The organism is Mesorhizobium australafricanum, assembly GCF_033977265.1.
GTDB classification, from domain to species: domain Bacteria; phylum Pseudomonadota; class Alphaproteobacteria; order Rhizobiales; family Rhizobiaceae; genus Mesorhizobium; species Mesorhizobium australafricanum.
In genome coordinates, this window is record NZ_JAVIIT010000002.1 from 531168 (window position 1) to 552537 (window position 21370).

At 64.3% G+C, this 21370-nt stretch carries 21 protein-coding genes and 2 pseudogenes; 14 read left to right on the forward strand and 9 right to left on the reverse strand.

Annotated elements, in window-relative coordinates; translation table 11 throughout:
• Positions 1–176 precede the first annotated feature (176 nt).
• The 4 genes from RFM98_RS06000 (at position 177) to RFM98_RS06015 (ending at position 4108) form a co-directional block, all read left to right on the forward strand.
• The gene (locus tag RFM98_RS06000; RefSeq protein WP_320307973.1) at positions 177–1166 is read left to right on the forward strand and encodes a sugar ABC transporter substrate-binding protein; all 990 of its coding nucleotides are present in this window, start codon (positions 177–179) and stop codon (positions 1164–1166) included.
• Positions 1163–2167 (forward strand): ABC transporter permease, encoded by a 1005-nt coding sequence (locus RFM98_RS06005; RefSeq protein ID WP_320307974.1) that lies wholly within the window; start codon positions 1163–1165, stop codon positions 2165–2167. The genes RFM98_RS06000 and RFM98_RS06005 overlap by 4 nt, the downstream gene beginning before the upstream one ends.
• Positions 2164–2928, forward strand: a complete 765-nt coding sequence (locus RFM98_RS06010; protein WP_320307975.1) for an ATP-binding cassette domain-containing protein — start codon at positions 2164–2166, stop codon at positions 2926–2928. The genes RFM98_RS06005 and RFM98_RS06010 overlap by 4 nt, the downstream gene beginning before the upstream one ends.
• 70 nt (positions 2929–2998) lie before the next feature.
• Entirely contained in the window at positions 2999–4108 is a 1110-nt protein-coding gene (locus RFM98_RS06015; protein ID WP_320307976.1) for a Gfo/Idh/MocA family protein, read from the forward strand.
• A 44-nt stretch (positions 4109–4152) separates the two neighbouring features.
• Here the strand turns inward: RFM98_RS06015 and RFM98_RS06020 are convergent, their stop codons facing one another.
• Positions 4153–4914 carry a DeoR/GlpR family DNA-binding transcription regulator gene (locus tag RFM98_RS06020; RefSeq protein ID WP_320307977.1) on the reverse strand — a complete coding sequence of 254 codons (762 nt, stop codon included), beginning with the start codon at positions 4912–4914 and terminating at the stop codon, positions 4153–4155.
• A gap of 162 nt (positions 4915–5076) precedes the next feature.
• Here RFM98_RS06020 and RFM98_RS06025 point away from each other — a divergent pair, with 162 nt between their 5' ends.
• The 10 genes and pseudogenes from RFM98_RS06025 to RFM98_RS06065 all read left to right on the forward strand — a co-directional run bounded on the left by RFM98_RS06025 (position 5077) and on the right by RFM98_RS06065 (position 12877).
• Positions 5077–5877, forward strand: coding sequence for a beta/alpha barrel domain-containing protein (locus RFM98_RS06025; protein ID WP_320307978.1), 801 nt, complete (start codon positions 5077–5079; stop codon positions 5875–5877).
• Positions 5878–5880: 3 nt separating this feature from the next.
• Positions 5881–6831 (forward strand): PfkB family carbohydrate kinase, encoded by a 951-nt coding sequence (locus tag RFM98_RS06030; protein WP_320307979.1) that lies wholly within the window; start codon positions 5881–5883, stop codon positions 6829–6831.
• Positions 6832–6920: 89 nt separating this feature from the next.
• Positions 6921–8066 carry an ABC transporter ATP-binding protein gene (locus tag RFM98_RS06035; RefSeq protein WP_320307980.1) on the forward strand — a complete coding sequence of 382 codons (1146 nt, stop codon included), beginning with the start codon at positions 6921–6923 and terminating at the stop codon, positions 8064–8066.
• Positions 8067–8177: 111 nt separating this feature from the next.
• The gene (locus RFM98_RS06040) at positions 8178–9425 is read left to right on the forward strand and encodes an ABC transporter substrate-binding protein (protein WP_320307981.1); all 1248 of its coding nucleotides are present in this window, start codon (positions 8178–8180) and stop codon (positions 9423–9425) included.
• A gap of 136 nt (positions 9426–9561) precedes the next feature.
• On the forward strand, positions 9562–10458 hold the full coding sequence (locus RFM98_RS06045; RefSeq protein ID WP_320307982.1) for a carbohydrate ABC transporter permease: 897 nt from the start codon (positions 9562–9564) through the stop codon (positions 10456–10458).
• A gap of 5 nt (positions 10459–10463) precedes the next feature.
• Complete coding sequence (locus RFM98_RS06050; RefSeq protein WP_320307983.1) at positions 10464–11306, forward strand: carbohydrate ABC transporter permease; 843 nt, start codon at positions 10464–10466, stop codon at positions 11304–11306.
• 329 nt (positions 11307–11635) lie between these two features.
• A pseudogene (locus tag RFM98_RS31350) lies at positions 11636–11833 on the forward strand (Cif family virulence factor); the annotation flags it as partial.
• A gap of 49 nt (positions 11834–11882) precedes the next feature.
• A pseudogene (locus RFM98_RS06055) lies at positions 11883–12215 on the forward strand (transposase); the annotation flags it as partial.
• 49 nt (positions 12216–12264) lie between these two features.
• A complete protein-coding gene (locus RFM98_RS06060; RefSeq protein ID WP_320307984.1) occupies positions 12265–12564 on the forward strand; it encodes a nuclear transport factor 2 family protein in 300 nt (99 codons plus the stop codon).
• Between the two features lie 31 nt (positions 12565–12595).
• Complete coding sequence (locus RFM98_RS06065; RefSeq protein ID WP_320307985.1) at positions 12596–12877, forward strand: hypothetical protein; 282 nt, start codon at positions 12596–12598, stop codon at positions 12875–12877.
• Here the strand turns inward: RFM98_RS06065 and RFM98_RS06070 are convergent.
• From RFM98_RS06070 to RFM98_RS06105, 8 genes are all read right to left on the reverse strand, one after another.
• A complete protein-coding gene (locus RFM98_RS06070) occupies positions 12874–14088 on the reverse strand; it encodes an MFS transporter (protein ID WP_320307986.1) in 1215 nt (404 codons plus the stop codon). The two genes, RFM98_RS06065 and RFM98_RS06070, sit on opposite strands and share 4 nt — an antisense overlap.
• 2 nt (positions 14089–14090) lie before the next feature.
• Positions 14091–14540 carry a MaoC family dehydratase gene (locus RFM98_RS06075; RefSeq protein ID WP_320307987.1) on the reverse strand — a complete coding sequence of 150 codons (450 nt, stop codon included), beginning with the start codon at positions 14538–14540 and terminating at the stop codon, positions 14091–14093.
• 1 nt (position 14541) lies between these two features.
• A complete protein-coding gene (locus RFM98_RS06080; protein WP_320307988.1) occupies positions 14542–14967 on the reverse strand; it encodes a Zn-ribbon domain-containing OB-fold protein in 426 nt (141 codons plus the stop codon).
• Positions 14964–16121: a thiolase family protein gene (locus tag RFM98_RS06085; RefSeq protein ID WP_320307989.1), complete on the reverse strand. Its 1158-nt coding sequence runs from the start codon at positions 16119–16121 to the stop codon at positions 14964–14966. Before RFM98_RS06085 ends, RFM98_RS06080 begins: the two co-directional genes overlap by 4 nt.
• Complete coding sequence (locus tag RFM98_RS06090) at positions 16118–18106, reverse strand: acetoacetate--CoA ligase (RefSeq protein ID WP_320307990.1); 1989 nt, start codon at positions 18104–18106, stop codon at positions 16118–16120. Before RFM98_RS06090 ends, RFM98_RS06085 begins: the two co-directional genes overlap by 4 nt.
• 4 nt (positions 18107–18110) lie before the next feature.
• Positions 18111–19535 carry an aldehyde dehydrogenase family protein gene (locus RFM98_RS06095; protein WP_320307991.1) on the reverse strand — a complete coding sequence of 475 codons (1425 nt, stop codon included), beginning with the start codon at positions 19533–19535 and terminating at the stop codon, positions 18111–18113.
• A gap of 92 nt (positions 19536–19627) precedes the next feature.
• Positions 19628–20386, reverse strand: a complete 759-nt coding sequence (locus RFM98_RS06100) for an SDR family NAD(P)-dependent oxidoreductase (RefSeq protein ID WP_320307992.1) — start codon at positions 20384–20386, stop codon at positions 19628–19630.
• A gap of 21 nt (positions 20387–20407) precedes the next feature.
• Complete coding sequence (locus RFM98_RS06105) at positions 20408–21361, reverse strand: carbohydrate kinase family protein (RefSeq protein WP_320307993.1); 954 nt, start codon at positions 21359–21361, stop codon at positions 20408–20410.
• Positions 21362–21370 lie beyond the last annotated feature (9 nt).

A 21370-nucleotide genomic window follows, 5' to 3' on the forward strand; every position in this document is an offset into this window, starting at 1 on the left:
GCACCCGGCCAGCGCTTTGGGAGGAGCAAATGCCTGGCGCAGAACAGACCCGAACCGGGGCTGCAATCCGCGGTTGTCAGTTTTCCAACGCAAGTGCCGGGGTTGCTTGTGTCCCGCCAGGCATGCCGTCCGCAGAAGTACGACCCGACAATCAGAAATCCGGAGGAGGAAGACATATGCGCATGTTCAATTGCCTGGCGATCGGCGCGGGCCTGCTTGCAACGACAATGATGGTCCCGGCCCATGCCGAGGACGCAGCCAAGGTGGCGGCCATCGTCAAGGGTCTCGACAACCCGTTCTTCCAGACCATGCAGCAGGGCATCGAGGAGCAAGCGAAGGCCGACGGCGTCAATGTCACGGTGCAGGCCGCCGCCAACATGGGCGACGCCACCGGCCAAGCCGACCGGCTGACCGCGATGGCCCTGCAGGACTTCGATTGCTACCTGGTCAACCCGATCAGCGTCTCCAACCTCGTCCAGGCGCTGGTGCCAGTGGCCCAGAAGAAGAAGCCGATCATCAACATCGATTCGACCATCGACGCCGAGCAGGCCAAGGCCGCCGGCTTCACCGTCTCGACCTATATCGGCACCGACAACGTCGCCGCCGGGGCGCTCGCCGGCGAGGAGATGCTGAAGCTGGTGCCGAAGGGTTCGAAGGTCGCGCTGGTCGCCGGCATCGTCGGCGACGTCGGCTCCAACGCCCGCATCAAGGGCTTCAAGCAAGCCGTCGAGGGCAAGCTCGAAGTGGTGGTGATGGTGAGCGCCGACTGGGACCGCGAGAAGGCGCTGACCGCGGCCACCGATATCCTGGCGGCACATCCGGATCTCGCCGGCTTCTTCGCAGCCAACGACATCATGGCGCTCGGCGTCGAGCGCGCCGTGCAGACCTCTGGCAAGGACGTCAAGGTGATCGGCCTCGACGGCATCGTCGACGCGCTGAAATCGGTGGCGGCCGGCGAGCTCACCGCCACCGTCGCCCAATATCCCTATGTCGTCGGCGCCATGGGCGTCGAGGCCTGCAAGGCGGCGGTCAAGGGCAAGGAATTGCCCGCCAACGTGCCGGCGCCCGTTCTCCTGATCAATAAGGACAATGCCGAGGCCTCGCTGAAGAACTTCCCGCGCCCCGGCGGCGACTATCCCGATCCGCTGCGCGAGCTGCTGAAGTGAGCAATTCCACCGATAACGCGCCCGTCGCCCACTCGGCGGGCGCGCCGGAGGAGAGCCGTTCCTCCCTTGCGGCTCTCCTCCTCGATCCCTCCTTCTGGGCCGACTGGGCGTCCGTCGTCGGCCTGGTCGGGCTGGTCATCATCTTCGGCATCGCCCAGCCGGTCTTCCTCAGCGTCGCCAATCTGCAGGCGTTGCTCCTGGCGGCGGCGATCCTGGTCGTGCTGTCGATCGGCCAGACCTTCGTCGTGGCGACATCGGGCATCGACCTGTCGCTGGCGGCGGCGGTGATGCTGGGCGCCGTCATACTCGGTCTCGTCAACGCCGCCGGCTACGGCATCTTCATCGCCTGCGTGCTTTGCGCGCTGGCCACCAGCACGCTGGGCTTGCTCAACGGCCTCATCATCACCGCCGGGAAAATCCCAGATTTCGTAGTCACGCTCGGCACCTTGTCCGGCATCACCGGGCTTGGCCTGATCCTGTCGGGCGGCGAGCCGACCATGGTCGGCTCCACCTTCCTGCTCAAGCTCGCTTCCGGCTCGTTCGGGCCGTTCGGCTACCCGGTCTGGGTGGCGATCGCGGCCGTCGTCGTGGCGCATGTCGCGCTCTACCACACGCGCTTCGGCGTGCACCTGCTCGCCACCGGCGGTCAGGCCGAAAGCGCCAGCGCGCTCGGCATCCGCACCGGCCGCGTCAAGATTGCCGCCTACACCGTTTCAGGCCTCTGCGCCGGCATCGCGGCCATCCTGCTGGTGGCGCGGATCGGCTCGGCCGAACCGCTGATCAACACCAGCCTGCTGCTGAACTCGGTGGCCGCGGTGGTGCTGGGCGGCGTCAGCCTGTTCGGCGGTCGCGCCAGCATATTAGGCCCCGCGATCGGCGCGCTGATGCTCACCGCTTTGGTCAACGGGCTGACGCTGCTCAGCGTCTCGGCCTTCTATCAACCGCTTGCCGTGGGCGCCATCGTGGTGCTGGCGGCGCTAATCATGCGGTACCAGAAATGAGCGCCGTCCCGCCCTTCGCCGCCTCAGACGCGATCATCGCTTGCCAGGGCCTGAGCAAGCATTTCGGCGGTGTGCGCGCCTTCACCGATGTCGCCTTCCAGGCGCGCCGCGGCGAGGTCACCGCCGTCATCGGCGACAATGGCGCCGGCAAGTCGACGCTGATCCGCTGCCTGGTCGGCGTGCATGTTCCGGATGGCGGCTCGATCGTCTTCGACGGCCGCGAACACCCGTTCTCCAACCCGGACGGCGCGCGCAAGTCCGGCATCGAGACCGTGCACCAGAACCTGGCGCTGATCGACGAACTGACGGTGGCGCAGAACCTGTTCCTCAATCGCGAGATCGTAAGGCGCATCGGCCCGCTTACGCTTCTCGATCGCAAGGCGATGAAAACACAGGCGCGCGCGATGCTGTCGCGGCTGTCGATCAACGTGCCGTCGATCAACCAGCGTGTGCGCCGCCTGTCGGGCGGCCAGCGGCAGGCGATCTCGATCTGCCGCGCCGTCGGCTCGGGCGCCAAACTGGTGGTCATGGACGAACCGACGGCGGCGCTCGGCGTGCAGGAGACGGCGAACGTCGAGGCGCTGATCCGGCGCCTGCGCGAACAGTCGGTCTCGGTCATCCTGGTCAGCCACAATTTCGATCAGGTGCGCCGCCTGTCCGACCAGATCTGGGTGATGCGCGCGGGCAAGATGGCCGCGACGGTGCGGGCATCCGAGACATCGGGCAACGAGCTCGTCGCGCTGGTCACCGGCGCGGCGTGATCCGCTTATGAAATCAACGGCCGGCCGCCGGCGCAGCCAACCTCAGGCTTGAAATCGGAAGGAGTTAGCAGTGGCACCACTTCGTGTCGGTCTTGTCGGTCTTGGAGAGGTCGCGCAGTCGATCCATCTGCCTGTTCTGGCCGACCAGTGCGACCGCTGGACGATAGGGGGCGTTTATGACGTCTCGCCGAGCCTGGTGGCGCTCGCCACCTCGAACTATGCCACCGCGAAAGCCTATGGGAGCGCCGAGGCGCTGATCAATTCGCCCGACATCGACGTGGTGTTCGTGCTCTCGTCCGACGACACCCACAGCCGCTTCGTGCGCGCCGCGATCGAAGCCGACAAGCACATCCTCCTGGAAAAACCCGCCTGCCTCACGGTGCGCGAGATCGACGAGCTGCTGGCGCTGATGCCGGCCTACAGGAAGACCCTCTTCGTCGGTTACATGCGCCGCTACGCGCCGGCCTATCTGGCCGCCAGGAACGAACTTCCCGACCACGCCGACATCACCCATGTCCGCATCTTCGACCTGATCTCGGAGGGCCGGCATTTCCTGAAGAAGAGCCGGAACATCCTCTATCCCCAAGATATCGACCCCGCCCTTCTGGCGCGCGGCGCCAAGGAGCGGGACGCGCTGATCCGCGAGATAGTGGGCGCCGACGCGCCCGTCGATCTGGTGCGCGCCTATCGCGGGCTGACCGCTCTCTCCTCGCACCACATCTCGGCCATGCGCGGGCTGATCGGCGAGCCGTCACGCGTGATTGCTGCGCACCGCACCAATGGCGGCGCCAACACATCCGTCACCTTCGACTACGGCCATTTCGCCTGCCTCTATGATGCCGTCGTCGACGATCTCGGCCTGTTCGACGCCATGATCGAGGTGCGCTCCAACACCAGGCGCGTGCGCATCATCTACGACACGCCCTATATCCGCAGCCTGCCGACCCGGCTGGTAGTGACCGACGCCGGCCTGCTCGGCCCGGTGACGAAGACGTTCGGGCCGCTCTATGGCGACGCCTTCTCGAACGAGCTCGAGACATTCCATCGCCACATCGTCGAAGGGACCAAGCCGCTCACCGATCTCGCGGACTCGCGTCGCGACCTGGCGCTGATGGCCGAGATCGTCGAGCGGATGCGGCAGAGCGAGACCGCCGGCCTCAAAGCCGGATCGGCGATTTAGCGGAGCCACTCTCGATGCCGACAAGAGCCAGCGAACGCGACGGGTCAGACATAGATCACCTTGGCTCGCGTCTTATCGAGCTGGGTCCGTATCGGACCAGGCAGGCCATCGTCGGTGATCACCACATCGACGCTCGACAGCGAGAATGCCTTGGAGGTGCCGCTGACGCCCCATTTGCTCGAATCGGCGAGGAGGACAACGCGCCGGCCCATGCGCACGAGGTATCGCTTCGTTCGCGCCATGTCTTCGTTCACGTCGACCACATCGAGCGAGGAGTCTATCGCATGCGCTCCAACAAAAACCTGATGCGCCACCATGCCGCCGAGTGCCGTGTCGGCATCGGTGATCAACGTGCTCACCGTGTCTGGATAGACGCGGCCGCCGATCATGTGAACGTCGAGTCCGGGCCGATGCATCAGATGCTGCACGATATTCATCGCCGTGGCGGCGACCACGACATTGTTGAGCGGCGGTAATTGCATGGCAACCTGCATCAATGTCGAGCCACCGTCGAAGATGACCGATTGGTTGTCCTCAAACAGTTCTACCGCCGCTCGCGCGATGCGCTTCTTTGCCTCGAGGTTGGTTTGCATCCGCCGCGCGAATGCGGCCGTGGTGGAATCGGTGGTCCGGGTCACCGCCCCGCCACGGGTCTTGGTCAGTAGTCCCTTGCGGTCCAAGATCTCGAGGTCGGAGCGTACCGTGACTTCCGACACGCCAAAACCGTCTGACAGGTCCTTCGTGCGAACCTGTCCGCTGCGTTGCACCTCACTCAGGATCGATTGGCGTCTCTGCTCCGACAACATTGCCCTGCCCTTGCCTCTCTGCGCCAGGCAACCGCTCTGGCCTCGGCTCACTCTACCAAAAATACGCAAATTCGAAAGCTTTCGAAAGATTGTATTTTTCCTTTCTTTCGCAAACACTGGGTTCAGGATTTTGAAATCAAACGATTGGGGAATTTTCTACTCATGAGCCTAGGCACCAAGGTGCGTCTTGCGCGCCTCTTCTCGCATCCATCGGGGAACCTTTTTGGCGGCGCGGTCGACCACTTCGTCGGCTATGGCGACGTGCGCAAAGGCGGTCTTGCCGACCTGCCGGGTGCACTCGCGCGCGTCATGGCGGGCAAACCCGACTACGTCAGCATCCAGCCTGGCACCGCGCGCCATCTGTGGCCGCAATATGCGGGCAAGGCTTCCCTGGTGATCCAGGCAGGCTGCTTCACTCCGGACGATCGCATCAGCGAGCTGATCGCAACGCCGGAGGACGCGGTGCGCGCTGGCGCCGACGCGTTGGCCGTGGCCATTCCGGTGCGCGGCGCAACCGAGGGCAAGTACATACGCTGGCTGACCGATTCGGTGCATGCGGCGGCCCGCTACGGCATGCCGGTGGTGGCGCATATCTACCCCCGCGATTTCACCGACGGGGCAAAAATCGTCTTCACCCCCGACGAGATCGCCTATGCGGCGCGCATCGGCTACGAGTCCGGCGTCGACGTCATCAAGATCGGCTACACGGGCGATTTCGAGTCGTTCCGCGAGACCGTTCGGACCTGCCCGGTGCCGGTCGTCATCGCGGGCGGTCCGAAGACCGATACGCTGCTCGGCGCGCTGCAGCAGACGGCGGACGCCATCCGCGCCGGTGCGCGCGGCGCCGTGGTGGGTCGCAATCTCTGGGGGCACGGCGATCCTCAGAAGGCCGCGCTTGCCTTTCGGAGCGTCATCCATGACGGCCTTTCGGCGCAAGACGCCCTTACGAAGGCGGGCGCCTGAACGATGCCCACCGTCCCCGCAATCCTCGGCTTCGGTGCTATTGCGATGGACGACATCGTCTATGTCGATCAGCCGCTGTCGGCGGGCAAAGGGAAGGTGCTGCAAAGTGCTCGGGGTTTCGGGGGCAATGTCGCGACGGCGCTTGCCGCCGTCGCGCGGCTCGGCGGAGGTGCCGGGTTCATCGGATGGCTGGGCAGTGCCGCGGACGACGCGGTGCTGTGCGATCTCATAGAGAGCGGTGTTGAAACCGCATTCGCGCCGCGCCACCCCGACGCGCGCCCGGTACGCTCGCGGATCACCGTCGGCTCTGACGGGGACCGGTTCATCGCGTATGACGACGACGCCATGCTGGGCACCGCGCCGGACTTTCCGGACGAGATCCTCAGCCGCGCGACCGTCCTGATCGTCGACGGCTACGCGATCCGGTCTCTGGAGGTCGTGGCCCGGGCTCGCGATCTCGGCCTCGCCATTCTCGGCGATATCGAATGGAGCGGCGGCCCGGCCACGGATAGGTTGATCGAGCTCTGCGACCATCTCATTCTTCCGCTCGGCTTTGCACGGACCGCAACGGGCCGCCGATCGCCCGCCGAGATGCTCGACGCATTGTGGTTGCCGTCGCGATCCGCCGTGGTTCTGACCGATGGCGGCAGGGGCGTCTACTATCGCGGGCGTGACGAGACAGGGCTCTGGCACCTGCCCCCGCACCGGGTTGCCGTCGTCGACTCGACCGGCGCTGGCGACTGCTTTCATGGTGCCTATGCGCATGCGTTGACGTGCGGAGCCGACACCGGAGGCCGGGTCGCATTCGCGGCCGCCGCCGCGGCCCTATCGATAATGGGGCGTGGCGGGCGTGAAGCGCTTCCAACCGACGACCAGGTCACGGAACTCCTGACATCGACGAACGCTCCGTCGGCAACCGGACTCAAATATACCCAGCTCGACACTGGAACATAGGCTGAGACTATCCCAGGAAATATTTTGCAAGCGACCCCGAGCCGAGGAGAACAGAAAATAAATCGGCTTATACTTGTGGAGGGAGGAAGATGGCAGAAGTCATTCTTGAGAATATCTGCAAGACCTACGGGAACAATTTTCACGCAATCGACCAATTGAACCTGTCGGTCGAGGACGGCGAGTTCTTGATTCTCGTCGGGCCTTCAGGTTGCGGCAAATCCACCGCGTTGCGAATGATCGCAGGATTGGAGGACGTCACCAGCGGCAGCCTTCGGATCGGCGGTGTCGACGTCGTCGACATGCCGCCCAAGGACCGCGACATCGCGATGGTCTTCCAGAGCTACGCGCTCTACCCGCATATGACGGTGTTCGAAAACATCGCCTTTTCGATGCGGCTGGCGGGCAAGCCGAAGGCCGAGCGCAAAAAGCGCGTGGACGAGATCGCCAAAACCCTTCAGCTGACGTCGCTGCTGGACAGCAAACCCGCGAACCTTTCAGGCGGACAGCGTCAACGGGTTGCCATGGGCCGCGCCATGGTCCGCGAGCCGGCCGCCTTTCTCATGGACGAGCCGCTTTCCAATCTGGACGCGAAACTGCGTGTGCAAATGCGCGCCGAAATCACCAGCCTGCAAAAGCAGCTCGGCGTGACGACCATATACGTGACCCATGACCAGACCGAAGCGATGACGATGGGCGACAGGGTCGCGGTGTTGAAAGGCGGCGTGCTGCAGCAGATCGACACGCCCAAGAGGCTCTATGAATCGCCGGTGAACGCCTTCGTTGCCGGCTTCATCGGCTCTCCGTCGATGAACCTTTTCGAGGCGACCCTGACCGGCGACGAACTGAGGTCCAGCGCCTTCGCCATCCGGCTGCAGGATGCAGCCTTTGTGCGCAGGCCGGGCTTGAAGCCCTATGCGGGGCGCAAGGTCGTGTTCGGGATCCGGCCGGAGGATCTCTATGACAGCGGCCTCGAATCCGGCCGCAAGTACCAGACGATACCGGGAAAGGTGACATCGATCGAAGAGCTCGGATCCGAACACATCGTCCATCTCAGCATCGACGCGGTCCGCGTGGACTCCGGCGATCCTGACGCGGTGGAGGATTTCGGCCTGGCGTCGAACGCGGTGGCCAAATTCGAGCCGGTCAGCGAAGTCCGCTCCGGCTCGGAAATCCGGTTGGCCCTGGATGATAGCAAGCTGCATTTCTTCGATCCCGAGACGCATCTGGCGATCTGAAGAATTGCGGCAAGGCCCGCAGGCGAGGGCGAGGCGCCCGCGAATGAAGACTTCTGAATAAACCAGACGATCGTCCGCATTGTGCGGCCGATCTTAAAGAAGGAGGAGAAAATGACGTTTCGGATACGACCCGCGATGCTGAAAATGACCGCGGCCGCATGGTTGCTTGCCGCGACCGGCGCCATGGCGGACACGACACTGGAATTCACCCAATGGTGGGAGCCCGAATTGCCGGCCGGCTCTCTCAGGGCAATCATGAATGACTTCGAGGCCGCAAACCCCGGCATCAAGGTGACGCTGGTCAGCGGCCCCTATGCGACCACGCGAGACCAGATCTCGGTTGGTGCCGCTACCGGAACGCTTAGCGACGTCGTCGGTCTCGACGGCGCCTGGGTGAACAATCTGAACGCGCAGAATGCGCTCGCCGACATGAACCCGATGATGGATGCGAGCGGCTTCGACAAAGCCCAAGTCGCCGATATCATCAAGGTGGACGGCAAGGCGGTGATGTTCCCGGTCGCTTCGTTCGTCTATCCGGTCTTCGTGAATTTGGACCTCGCCGCCCAGGCCGGCGTGACCAAGCTGCCGTCGACCCGCGCGGAGTTTCTCGAAGCCGCCAAGAAGATGACCCATGCCGACAAGAACCAGTATGGCTGGGTGCTGCCCCTGTCGCTGCAAACGCCGTCCGGCGTCCAGAACGACATGATGTCGTGGGTCTGGGCTTCGGGCCAATCGATGATGGCGAACGGCAAGCCCGACCTCGAGGGCAAGCCGGTGGTGGATATGCTCACCTTCGTCAAATCGCTCAACGACGCCGGCACCGTCTCGCCCGGCATCGCCACCAAGACTGAACAGGAAAAGGTCGAGGAATTCGTCAACGACCGCGTCGGCATGATGATCGACTCGCTCGCGCATGTGAACCTCATCCGCAAGCGCAATCCCAAGCTGAACTTCGACCTCATCCCGGTCCCGGTCGTGGAGAACTATAGCGGCAAGCGGGGCCTTCCCTATGCCTCCTGGGGCATCGGCATCTCTGCCGGCTCGAAACATCAGGAAGAGGCCTGGAAACTCGTCCAATATCTGATGAGTGAAAAGGTGAACGCCAAGCTGGTGTCGCTTGCGAACGCCTTCCCGGGCAACGTCAACGCCAAGCCCGATTTCGTGACCTCCGACAAGGCTTTCGGCAAGGCTTTCGAAATCTTCAAGACCGGCTATCTCGCCAACGAGTTCACGGGTCTGCCGGTGGCTGAAGACCTGATGACCCAGTTCGGCGTGCAAGCTCAGAAGATGCTCGCCGGCGAGCAGTCTCCGGAACAAGCCGCAGCCAACGCTCAGAAGGGCTGGATGGCGAAATTCTGATCGGCCTGTTTCGTTGCGATCTTCGGTCGGGTGGCCTGACTTCGGTCAGGCCACCCGACAACATCGGATCGGCAATGTGAGATGGTCCTGGTTCCGAAGCTCCCCTTCTCTTGAAGGCGTATCCCAAGGTTGGCACATGGCCCGGCAGAAGCGCTCTCACCACAGACTGAAACGAGCGGTCGCACCGTACCTTTACCTCTCACCCTCGCTGCTCATCATCGGCCTTCTGATGCTGCTGCCGATGGTGACGGTGATTTCCTATTCGTTCCAGAACAGCGCGGTGCTGCGCCGCGACCCATCCTTTGCCGGACTGAAACACTACCAGGCGATCTTTGCTGATCCCGTGTTCTGGGCCTCGCTGTGGCACACGCTCTACTTCACCTGCATGAGTGTCGTGTTCCAGATGACCATCGGAATGATCTTCGCGCTCATGCTGAACAGCGACCGCATCAATCCGACGCTGCGCAATATCCTGCGCGTGCTCTACATATTGCCCTGGCTGTTCACCGCGGTGATCATCGCGGTGATCTGGCGCCTGCTGCTCGAGCCGAACGGTGTCGTGAACAGCATTCTCTTGCAGATCGGCATCATCGGTTCCAAGGTCGAGTGGTTTTCCTCGCCCGAGACCGCGCTGCACGCCGTCACCTTCGCCAACATCTGGGCGGGCTACCCGCTTTTCATGGTCAGCCTGCTCGCAGGTCTGCAGGGCATTCCCAAGGACTTCTACGAGGCCGCGGATATCGACGGAGCCAAGGCCTACCAGAAGCTGATCTTCATCACCATTCCGCAGCTGATGCCGATCATCATCAGCATCTCGCTGCTCGACTTCATCTGGACCATGCAGGTCTTCCCGTTGATCTGGATAACGACGGGCGGCGGTCCGATCTACTCGACCGAGGTGCTCAGCACCTACACCTACAAGCTGGCCTTTTCGAGCTACAACCTGTCGCAGGCGGCGGCAAGCGCCGTGATCATCTTGTTGATCTCGCTTGGCCTGACTCTGTTCTACATTCGTTATCAAAAGGCACGGTAGTTACCATGAGGAAAAGGCACACGCCGAAAGACAGGCTGATCACCGCCGCGCTCCATGTCGCGCTTGCCGCGGGACTCTTTTTCGCAGCCTTCCCGATCTATTGGATGCTGAGCAGTTCGTTCAAGTCGAACACCGAAATCTTTGCCCTGCCACCAACCATCCTGCCGAAGGCATTCACGCTGGAAGCCTATGCAGCCATCCTTGGCGATCCGGTAAAGCTGCGCTTCTTCTTCAACAGCTACTTTGTGGCCGGAGCGGTGACCGTGCTGACGGTGCTGATCGCCTTGCTGGCAGCCTATGGGTTCAGCCGCTTCAATTTCCGCGGCAAGGGCAGCCTGAACACACTCATCATCAGCACACAGACGATCCCGCCGATCACGCTTTTGATCCCCTTCTTCGGGCTTGTCGTCTCATATGGCATCTTCGACACCTACGTCGCACTTATCCTGACGTACCTGGTGTTTACCCTGCCCTACGCGATCCTGCTGATGACGGGATATCTGAACACCTTGCCACGCGATCTTGACGAAGCGGTGGCTGTCGATGGCGGCTCCAGCTGGACAGCGCTTTGGCGGGTGATCGTCCCGATTTCACTGCCTGGTATCGTGGCGACGTCGGTTTACACCTTCCTGTTGTGCTGGAACGAATTTCTTTTCGCGCTGACGCTGACGAAGTCAACGTCCATGCGCACCGTGCCGATCGGCATTCAGCTGTTGATGGGGCAGCACGCTTTTGAATGGAACCAGATGATGGCGATGAGCGTGCTCGGCTCGCTACCGCTCTTGCTCATCTACCTCCTTGCCCAAAGGTTCTTCCTCGCCGGCATGACGGCGGGCTCGGTCAAGTAGGATCGCGAATTTGCCGGCACGAATGATGTCATCCAGTGGATAGGCGGTCGCAAGCCTATGACCGTGGGAGAGTTCGTCGAAAAGCACCGGGGCGCTTTCCAGTAATCCTAAAGCGCGTAGCGCTGAACCGGATTCAGGCGACGCGCTTTAAGTCTTTGTTTTGATACATGTCGTTGTCCCAGAACCGCTGCACACTTCTGGGCGACACGCATTAGCTCAACGCCCCCACTCATTAATCCGAGAGCGGGGCCAGGTATCGGCATCGCCTACGCACCGCAACGCTGAAAGGGCCGGTTAATGTCCGCAGGCACTGGAACGTCCGGCGCTACCTGATGGCACTGGCGACTGGCGATCTCGACGACATGTTGGCCTGCTTTACCGCAGATGTTGTTGTCGTGTCGCTGGTTTACGGAACAGTCGCGGTGCGACCGTTTTACGAGAAGCTGCACGCCGACACGATCAGCGCGGAGGTCAAGGTCCGGACAATCTATGTTGCCGAGGATGTGGCGGACCGTGTGATCGCGCATTTCGCCTATCGCTGGGAGCGGCATTCGGCTCCGCTGTTCATGCCACGGTCTTGTCGCGCCCTGGATCGTCAACGCGCCGATGAATGCCACCATCTTCGAGGGCTATGTCGAAACACAGCTCGCTCCGCAGTTGTCGCCCGGCGATGTCGTCATCCTCGACAATGTCGGCTTCCACAAGACCGAGCGCGCAGCCCAGTTGGTCCGCCAAAGAGGCGCCTGGCTCCTGTTCCTGCCGCCATACTCGCCCGACCTCAATCCGATCGAGGCGCGGCTGCGCAAGAAGGCGGCCAGAACCTTCGACACACTTTGCGAAGCGCTCGGCGACATCTGCCACCTGTTCGAGCCGACAGAATGCAGAAACTTCTTCAAAGCTGCCGGATATGAGGGGCGACACACTCTAGGACGTCGATTGCGAGGATATCGATGCCGTCATGGCATTGTTTTCCGAGGATGCGGTTTATGAGCGCGCGGACGCGAGATATGTCGGCAGAGCCGCAATCGAGCACTTCTACCGAAATGAACGGATGATCCGCGGCACCCACACTCTCGATCGGACCTGCCATCAAGAGGATGCCGCCCGGGTCTTTGTTACCGGGCAATTCAAGGGCCACGGCGCCAATGAGGCACCGCGCCTCGTACGGTTTACCGATATCTGGGAGTTCGACGAACAGAACAAGGTGCGCCGGCGGGAGACCTACCTTGCCCTCGGTCAAACCTACGTGGAGAGGTGAGAGCGAATGATCAATCGGCTCAGAAAGCCAGTTGCCGCCGATCGTGGCGGGCGAGTGGCGCGGCGAAATCGTTGGCTCAGCCAACGTCAACTTCGGCCAAGTGGTTCAGCCAGGCCCGCCCCGCCAGTCGGTCGAGCTCACCTATATTATTCTCCCCGCCTCGCTCATCATGCCGGACCCGGCGTTCAGGTGGCCGGGCGTCGTCATGATCATGGCGCCCACGCCCATGAAGACGGTGTTCCATGATGCGGGCACGCGCTTCCAGGCCGGTCGCCTGCCGTCGCTGAGCCTCTCACTCGAAGTCACTAGCTAACGGCGGCCCCCTGCGAGCTTGACTGCTGACGAATTTCGTCGGAGCGCCAGCATGGCGGCTGCGCCGATGGCCGGACCAGGCACCAGCAGCAGGAACGCCCAGCGCCAGCCGCCGATGGCATCGCCGAAAAACGGTAAGGTCCAGATGGCGACGATGGTGATTGCGAAGCCGATGCCCATCTGGAGGGCCAGCGCCGATCCGACGAGATGCGGCTCGGCCAGTTCCGTCACGGCGGCGGAGAACTGCGCGGAGTCGGCAATCACCGAGACACCCCAGACCAGCGCAACGACAACGAAGAGCCAGGACGGACCGTCGAAGAAGACGCCGATCAGGAGCGCGCACGCGCCGGATAGCGCCATCGACAGCACGGTGGTGTTGCAGCGGCCGACACGGTCGGCGAGCAGGCCGCCGCCGGCGGCGCCGAGCGCGCCCACCGCGATCACCGCGAAGGTAAGCAGGGACACGTTTCCGGAAAAGACCGGATTGCCGGCGGCGACGGTGGCACCCGCATAGGCCAGGAACCAGCCCCACATGGCGTAGAGCTCCCACATGTGGCCGAAATAGCCGAGATTGGCGAGCATGACCGGGCGATCGCGGATGATTGCCCCGATCTGGCGCGGATCGACGACCGATCGCGCGAACGGGAACGGTCCCTCATGCAGCGCGCGTCCGAAGATCGCTGCGGAGACGAAGGCGCAGATCGAGCTGGCGCTCACGACGACGCGCCAGTCGATGGCCGCGCCGATGGCCCGCACGAGATGCGGCAGCGCCGAGCCGAGTGTCAGCGCCGCGATCAGGAGGCCGAGCGCCAGGCCGCGCTCCCTGCGAAACCAGGTCGCCATCAGTTTTATCGCCGGCGGATAGACGCCAGCGAGCGCGATGCCGGTGACGAACCGGGCGAGGATCGCAACGACGGCGCCGGGCTCTGTCAGCAGGACCAGGTTTGCCGCCCCCGCCAGCGCCGCCGCGCCCGCCATCATGCGGTTGAGCCGCCAGCGGTCGGGCAGGCCGAGGATCGAGGAGGTCAGCGCGCCGAAGACGAAGCCCGCTTGCACGCCGTTGGTCAGCCAGGCCGCCGCGGCAGCGCCAAGCTGCCAGCGCGCCTTGAGCTCGGGGATCACCGCCGTCGCCGAAAACCAGGTGGTGAGCGAAAGAACGACGGCCAGACAAGCCAGCGCGAGGAACGACCAGCGCCTCTCCTCGCCCGACATGCTCACAGCCCCTGAAGCGGCATCGTATAGGTGGTGGCTGTCCCGGTCAGGCAGACATTGCCCTGGCTGTCGCGGACTTCGGTCAGCAGCTTGCATATCGGCTTGTCGGCGCGCACCTCGGCTACCTCCACACGGCCCGTGATCGTCTCATCGACGCCCACGGCCTTCACGAACTTCCACTCCACACCGAGAAAGACCGTGCCGGGTCCAGGCAGGTCCTCGGCGACGACGGCATTCAGGATGCCGGTGGTGACGCCGCCCTGGACGATAAGCTTGCCGAATGCCGTCTTTTCGGCAAGGGCCTGGTCGTAGTGGACCGGATTGCGGTCGCCGGTCATTTCGGTGAAAGCGATGATATCCTTCATGCTGGTGGTGCGGCTGCGCTCCGCCGCCTGCCCCATCGTTGGCCGGCCCTTGATGGTGCCGGCCCACCCGTCCCTGGTCTCGCTCATGTCATGTGCTCCTTGATGACGGTTTCACGCGAAAGGCCGGCAGGATGCGCCCGCCGATGTCGGTCGGCTCCAGCGCGACCGGGTCGCCGACCCTGGGCTCCCCGTCAGCCAGGATAAAGCTCGTCATGGTCGGCCCCTCATCGAGATGGACGAGACCCACCACATAAGGCACGGCAGGAAGCCAGCCGGGATGGCCCGGCTTATGGACGACGGAGAAGGAGCGCAGCGTGCCACGGCCGCTCGCCTCCTCCCATTTCAGCCTCTTCGACCAGCAATGCGGGCAAAGCGCGCGCGGATAGAACACCGCCTCGCCGCAGTCCTCGCAGCGCTGGATGAGAAGCCTGCCCTCGCCCGCCGCCCGCCAGAACGGCGACGTCAGCGCGATGACCGTCGGCCCGGGAGTCTTCAATTCGGAGAAAATGCTCATGCCTCGGCTCCGAGGATCAGGGACACGGCTTCGCTCATCGTCGCGCCGTTGCCGGTGACGAGCGCCGTCGTCGCGCCTCGGATCTGTCGGCCCGTCGCCTCGCCGCGCAGCTGCCGCACCGCCTCGACCACATGTGTCATGCCGCCGGCAAGGTCCGGCTGGCCGAAGCCGAGTTGGCCGCCATGGGTGTTGAGCGGATAAAGCCCGTCCGCACCGGTGCCGCTGTCGCGGATGAAAGCGCCGAACGCGCCCGGCGCGCAGAAGCCCGCGTCCTCGATCGTGGTGGCGACCATGATCGTGTAGCAGTCGTAGAGCGACAGCAGCTTCATGTCGCGCGGCGCGAGGCCCGACTGGGCGAAGGCGCGCGCCATGGCGTCCTTCAGCGGACCGGAGGTCAGGCTTGGCGCCTGCGACACCGCACGGTGCGTCACCTTTTCGCCGGCGCCAAGCAGCCGCACCGGCTTGTGCGGGCCGCACTCGGCGGTTCTGCGCCGTGTCACGACGACCGCCTCGCCGCCGGCAACCGGCATGACGATCTCGTAAAGATGCAGCGGCGAGGCGACCGTCGGCGAGGCGAGCACGTCTTCGACCGTCGCCGGCTTGCCGTGAAAGATGGCGTCCGGGTTGCGCTGCGCGTTGGCGCGCGCCGCGGCGGCGATGGCCGCATAATCCTCCGGCGGGCAGCCATGGGCCGCCATATGCGCCTGCATCAGCAGGGCATAGGAGATGTTGGCGCCCGATGCGCCGAAGGGCACGTCGAACTCGCGGATCGGGTTGCGGTTGGGCGAGCGCGGTGCTTCGTCGTCACGGTGGTTGGCAAGCACGCACAGCACCGTGTCGCACATGCCGGCATCGATTGCCGCCGCGGCGCGCCAGATCATCCCAGGCCCCGACGCGCCCCCGAGGTCGACCACATTGGCCATGGTCGGCTTCAGCCCGAGATATTCGGCCACCGTCGCCGGCACATGCTGCGGCGTCTCACCCACCTGCGGGCCGACAAGCAGGCCGTCGACCTCTCGCGGAACGAGCCCGGCGTCCACCACGGCGCGGCGCGAGGCTTCGGCAATCAGTTCGAGGGTGGTGACGCCCTCGGTCCGTCGCACCGGCTTGAGCTCGCCGATGCCGGCGATGGCAACCGCGTTCCAGGCCCTCATAGCGCTGCACTCCGGTCGAGCGCGCCATACTCGGCGAGGCAAGCGGGGTTTGCCAGCGATCCGAGGTTCTTGACCTTGCCGCCATTTGCCGCCGCGCGGGCCGCACCCTCCATCCGCTTGCCGTTGATCGTATAGGGAATGTCCGAGACGAGATGGATGCGCGCCGGCACATGGCGCGGCGAGGCATCCGCACGGATCCTCGCCCTGATCCGCTTGACCAGTTCGGCATCGACGACGGCGCCGGGCTTCGCCTTGAGGCAGAGCACCACCTCCTCGTCGCCATCGGCGCTGACGCCGAAGACGACGCCGTCCTCGATCTCCGCAAAGGTCTCGCAGGCGGCATAGATTTCCGACGTGCCGATGCGCACCCCGCCCGGCTTCAGCGTACTGTCGGACCGGCCATGAACGATGCCGCCGCCGGATGGCATCAACTCCGCGACGTCGCCATGCGTCCAGATCTCCGGACGATCGGCGAAATAGGTGCCCAGATAGCGTTCCCAACCGCCCTCCCCCCAGAAGGTAAGCGGCATCGACGGGAAGGGCTCGGTGCAGACCAGTTCGCCGCGCCGGCCGATCACCGCCGCGCCGCGATCGTCCATCACGCCGACCGCATGGCCGAGCGCCGGCACCGTCAACTGGCCGCGGCGCACCGGATGCATGGGCGAGCCGAGCAGGAAGCAGCCGAGGATTTCGGTCCCGCCGGAGATCGAGGCGAACATCATGTCGCCTTTGATCGCCGCGTAGACCCAGTCGAACTGGTGCGGCATCACCGGGGCGCCTGCCGACATCAGCGCGCGCAGCTTCGCCAGGTCGTGGTGGTCCGCAGGCCGATAGTTCTCCGCGGCGAGCGTTGCGAGATATTTCGGGCTGATGCCGAGATGCGCGACCCCGGCGCGCTCGGCAAGGCGCCAGAGCGGTGAGCAGTCGAGGCCGCCCGCCGTCTTCAGGATCGGTGCGCCGTCATAGAGCACGACCGCGGCGCCGCAGCACATGGCCGAGATCATCCAGTGATACATCATCCAGGCGGTGTTGGTGTACCAGAGCAGCGCGTCGCCTTCGCGCACGTCGCCGTGCAGGAGATGTTCCTTCAGGTGCTGCAGGATGACGCCGCCGGTGCGGTGGACGATCGCCTTGGGAGTGCCGGTCGTGCCGGAAGTGTAGAGGATGTAGAGCGGGTGATCGAACGGCACTCGCGCGAATTCGAGCGCGTCTCCGGAGCCGAAGCCATCCTGGCTCGCCTTGCGCACGCTTCCCGTCTCGACGGTGTCGGCGGACGCGCCGCTGACGACGACCAGTTCGACGCTGGCGATGCATGCAAGCACTTCGGCGATGCGGTCACGAATGTCGTGACGTTTTCCGGCATAGATGTAGTCGGGCGCGACGAACAGCACCATCGGCCCGACCTGGCCGATACGGTCGATGATCGCCGCGCTGCCGAAATCAGGCGAGCAGGAGGTCCACACGGCTCCGGTCGCAGCGGCGGCGAGCAGCGCCACCAAGGCGTCGATCGTGTTGGGCAGGATTCCGGCAACGCGGTCTCCGGGCACGATCCCGGCCTCGCGCAGCCCGTCCGCCACGCGCGCCACGCGTGCCCTCAGCTCCGTCCCGTTCACCCGGATGTCGCGGCCCGTCTCGTCGCAATAATGGACCGCAACGCCGTCCCCTGCCCGCGCCAGCATGTTCTCGGCGAAGTTCAGCCGCGCTTCGGGAAAGAAGCGTGCGCCCGTCATCCAGGCTTCCTCGGAGGCCAAGAAGGCCGTTTCGCCCTTGTCGCCGATGACGCCGGCGAAATCCCAGACCGCGCTCCAGAAGCCGCCGAGATCGCTGATGGACCAGGCGTGCAGGCTGCGGTAATCGGCGGGATCGAAGCCCTCGGCTGATGCGAAGCGCGCCAGCCCGGAGGCCTCGGCGGCTTCTCGGCCCGGCCGCCAGAGGATGTCCGCGACTGGCTGCGGTCGATCGGTTGATTGCGACGGCGCGTTCATGGCGTCAGGCCGCGTATCCTGCCGTCGACTTGACCTCGAGGTAATCCTCGAAGCCCCATTCCGCATGCTCCCGTCCGTTGCCTGACTGCTTGTAGCCGCCGAACGGTGCGCGCGGATCCCAATCAGCACCGTTGATCCAGATCGAGCCGACACGCAGCCGGCGCGCGATCGCGCGGGCCTTCTCGATGTCGGCGCACTGGATATAGCCCGACAGACCGTAGACCGTGTCGTTGGCGATGCGGATGGCGTCCTCATCGGTTTCGTAGCCGATGAGGGTGATGACGGGTCCGAAGATCTCCTCGCGTGCGATCGTCATCTCGTTGGTGACATCGCCGAACACAGTCGGGCGGACGTAGTAGCCGCGGTTGAGCCCGGCGGGCCGGCCGGGACCGCCGGTCACCAGCGTGGCGCCTTCCGCGATGCCCTTCTCGATCAGCGCCTGGATGCGATTGAATTGCAGCTCGTTGACGACCGGGCCTAGCACCACGTCTTCGTTAGGCGAGCCGACAGTATGCGCATCCGCGGCTTCCGTCGCCCAGGCCTTGGCTTCCTCCATGCGCTCGGCAGGAACCAGCATGCGCGAGGGCGCGCGGCAGGCCTGGCCGCAATTGACGTAGCAGGCGTTGACGCCGTCCTTCACCGCCTTCTCCAGGTCGACATCGCGCATGATGATGTTGGCCGACTTGCCGCCGAGCTCCTGGGCCACACGCTTGACCGTGTCGGCGGCAGCGCGCGCAACGGCGACGCCGGCGCGGGTCGAGCCGGTGATCGAAACCATGGCGACGTCCGGATGGCGCGACAGCGCCTCGCCGGCCGCCTCACCATGGCCGGTGATGTGATTGTAGACGCCTGCCGGAAAGCCCGCCTCGTGGACCAGTTCCGCGAATCGTATCGACGAAAGCGGCGAGAATTCCGATGGCTTGGCGACCATGGTACAGCCGGCTGCGAGCGCCGGAGCCGCCTTCACCACCAGCTGGTTCATCGGCCAGTTCCACGGCGTGATCAGGGCGCAGACGCCGATCGGCTCCTTCGAGATCAGGGTCGAGCCGTGCACTTCTTCCAGCTTCGCCTTTTCAAGCGCCGCGATCGCCGCCTCCAGATGGGCCTGTCCGACCCAGGCCTGGGCCGACTTCGAAAAGGCGATGGGCGTGCCCATCTCCCTCGTCATCAGCTCGGCGATTTCGTCATAGGCGGCATTGTAGAGGTCGAGCAGCCGGCGAAGCAGCACGAGACGCTCGTCGCGGCTGGTCATCGAATAGGTTTCGAAGGCGGCTTTCGCCGCGGCAACGGCGCGATCGACATCGGCGGCGTCGGCCATCGGGATTTCGGCGATCGGCGTCTCGTCAGCCGGATTGATCAGCCTGTGCGTCACCTTCGACAAGGGGGCGACCCATTTGCCGTCGATATAGAATTTGTCAATGTTGCGCATGGCACTCCTCGATAGGATAAAGGCGCGAAGCCGTGGAGGCGGCCTCGATTTCCTGGCGTGATGTAGAGGGCGACCGTCGGGGCCGTCGCCGCTCAATGGAAATAGATGCCGCCGCAGACGTTGAGCGCCTGACCGGTCACGAAGGCCGACTGGTCGGAGGCGAAGAACAGTGCCGGGCCGATGATGTCCTCCGGCTGTCCAAGACGCTTCAGCGCCGTCACCTGCTCCCAGTGTCGGATCGCCTCCTCGCTGCCGAGATTGTTCTTGCCCATTTCGGTCAGGATGATACCGGGGCAGATCGCGTTGACGGTGATCCCGTCGGCGCCCACCTCCTGCGCGAACACGCGCGTCAGCGTGATCACTGCCGCCTTCGTCGCTGCGTAATGCCCTTGCGTTGCCACCCCCTGCCGGCCGGCGATCGAGGCGATGTTGACGATGCGTCCCGACTTGCGCTTGCGCATCGACGGCAGCGCCGCCTGACATGCCAGAAGCACGCCCTTGGTGTTCACATCCATATGCGCATCCCAGTCCTTTTCCGACAGATCCTGGAGCAGCGATGGCTTCAGGATGCCGGCATTGTTGACCAGCACGTCGATCTTGCCGGCCTGATCGAGGATGTGCCCGAAGGCGGCATCGACCTCCGCCTTCCTGGAAATGTCCATCTGCTCGACCCAGGCCTTGCGCCCCCGAGCCTCGATCGTGGCGCGAGTCTCGGCGAGCCCTTGGGCCTGCGAGGGCAGATCGGTGATCGCGACGTCATAGCCGGCCTCGGCAAATCCGACCGCAAGCGCGCGGCCGATGCCGCGTGCCGCGCCCGTCACCACCGCGACCTTGTCCAATGCATTCGCCATGTTCTTCTTCTCCAGTTCGCGTCACGCGCTCTTGCGCAGCGGCAGGTTGTTCATCGCTTCCATCGTGTCGTCGAAGGACTTCAGCTTGCCGTCTGAGCCGAGACCCATCGCGACCTTGGCGGCGACCGCCGAGGCGAAGCGGGCGCAGTCCCTGAGCGGCCAGCCGTGAGCGAGCCCGACGATGATGCCGGCCGTGAAGGAATCGCCGCAGCCGGTGGTATCGACGACATCGATCGCATGCGCCGGCAGGTGGTAGTCTGCTCCGTCCTCGGGCGAGACATAGACGCCCTCGCCGCCCATCGTCAGCAGAACGTTCCTGGCACCGAGCTCCTTGAAGAAGGCGGCCACCTCCTTCGGGTGACGCAGGCCGGCCATCTCGGACGCCTCCTCGATGGAGGGAACGAAATAGTCGATATGAGGCATCATCGGCTTGACCAGCCTGAACGTCTCGGGCGTGGCCTGAATGAGGTCGAAGGTGGTGATGCGGCCGAGTTCCTTGGCCCGCTTCAACAGCGCCACGCTGGGCTCGCCGTCGAAGCTCTTGAGCAGGCCGGTGCCGCCAAGATGCACGATCCTGGCGTCGAGCGCCGCCACCAGCTTCTCGGGCGCAATTGTGAAGGTTGCGGCGGTGCCCGGCACATGCAGCGCCGGGCGTTCGCCGTTCGGGCGCACCGGCAGGATGGTGGCCGAAGTCTGCACGGAATCGTCACGCTCGACCATCGAACAGTCGACCCCGAACTTCTCCATCTTGGCGACGAGGAAATCGCCCATCTCGTCATCGCCGACCGTGGTCACCGCCTGTGTCTTGAGACCCAAGATCGCGCAGTCGACGGCAGTCGCGCCGGCGGTGCCGGCCACCGTCATACGGATCTCCTGGATGAAGTCGGCGCGGCCGCCTTCAGGGATGCGTGTAACCGGGCGCCCGAGAATATCGAGCACGTAGAACCCGATCGAGCTCACGTCGTAGGTTGTCATTTTCACTCC

Coding starts and splice junctions, on each gene's coding strand:
- RFM98_RS06000 (WP_320307973.1), top strand. CDS start 177: ATGCGCATGTTCAATTGCCTGGCGATCGGCGCGGGCCTGCTTGCAACG.
- RFM98_RS06010 (WP_320307975.1), top strand. CDS start 2,164: ATGAGCGCCGTCCCGCCCTTCGCCGCCTCAGACGCGATCATCGCTTGC.
- RFM98_RS06020 (WP_320307977.1), bottom strand. CDS start 4,914: ATGTTGTCGGAGCAGAGACGCCAATCGATCCTGAGTGAGGTGCAACGC.
- RFM98_RS06025 (WP_320307978.1), top strand. CDS start 5,077: ATGAGCCTAGGCACCAAGGTGCGTCTTGCGCGCCTCTTCTCGCATCCA.
- RFM98_RS06030 (WP_320307979.1), top strand. CDS start 5,881: ATGCCCACCGTCCCCGCAATCCTCGGCTTCGGTGCTATTGCGATGGAC.
- RFM98_RS06035 (WP_320307980.1), top strand. CDS start 6,921: ATGGCAGAAGTCATTCTTGAGAATATCTGCAAGACCTACGGGAACAAT.
- RFM98_RS06040 (WP_320307981.1), top strand. CDS start 8,178: ATGACGTTTCGGATACGACCCGCGATGCTGAAAATGACCGCGGCCGCA.
- RFM98_RS06045 (WP_320307982.1), top strand. CDS start 9,562: ATGGCCCGGCAGAAGCGCTCTCACCACAGACTGAAACGAGCGGTCGCA.
- RFM98_RS06050 (WP_320307983.1), top strand. CDS start 10,464: ATGAGGAAAAGGCACACGCCGAAAGACAGGCTGATCACCGCCGCGCTC.
- RFM98_RS06060 (WP_320307984.1), top strand. CDS start 12,265: ATGGCATTGTTTTCCGAGGATGCGGTTTATGAGCGCGCGGACGCGAGA.
- RFM98_RS06070 (WP_320307986.1), bottom strand. CDS start 14,088: ATGTCGGGCGAGGAGAGGCGCTGGTCGTTCCTCGCGCTGGCTTGTCTG.
- RFM98_RS06075 (WP_320307987.1), bottom strand. CDS start 14,540: ATGAGCGAGACCAGGGACGGGTGGGCCGGCACCATCAAGGGCCGGCCA.
- RFM98_RS06080 (WP_320307988.1), bottom strand. CDS start 14,967: ATGAGCATTTTCTCCGAATTGAAGACTCCCGGGCCGACGGTCATCGCG.
- RFM98_RS06085 (WP_320307989.1), bottom strand. CDS start 16,121: ATGAGGGCCTGGAACGCGGTTGCCATCGCCGGCATCGGCGAGCTCAAG.
- RFM98_RS06090 (WP_320307990.1), bottom strand. CDS start 18,106: ATGAACGCGCCGTCGCAATCAACCGATCGACCGCAGCCAGTCGCGGAC.
- RFM98_RS06095 (WP_320307991.1), bottom strand. CDS start 19,535: ATGCGCAACATTGACAAATTCTATATCGACGGCAAATGGGTCGCCCCC.
- RFM98_RS06100 (WP_320307992.1), bottom strand. CDS start 20,386: ATGGCGAATGCATTGGACAAGGTCGCGGTGGTGACGGGCGCGGCACGC.
- RFM98_RS06105 (WP_320307993.1), bottom strand. CDS start 21,361: ATGACAACCTACGACGTGAGCTCGATCGGGTTCTACGTGCTCGATATT.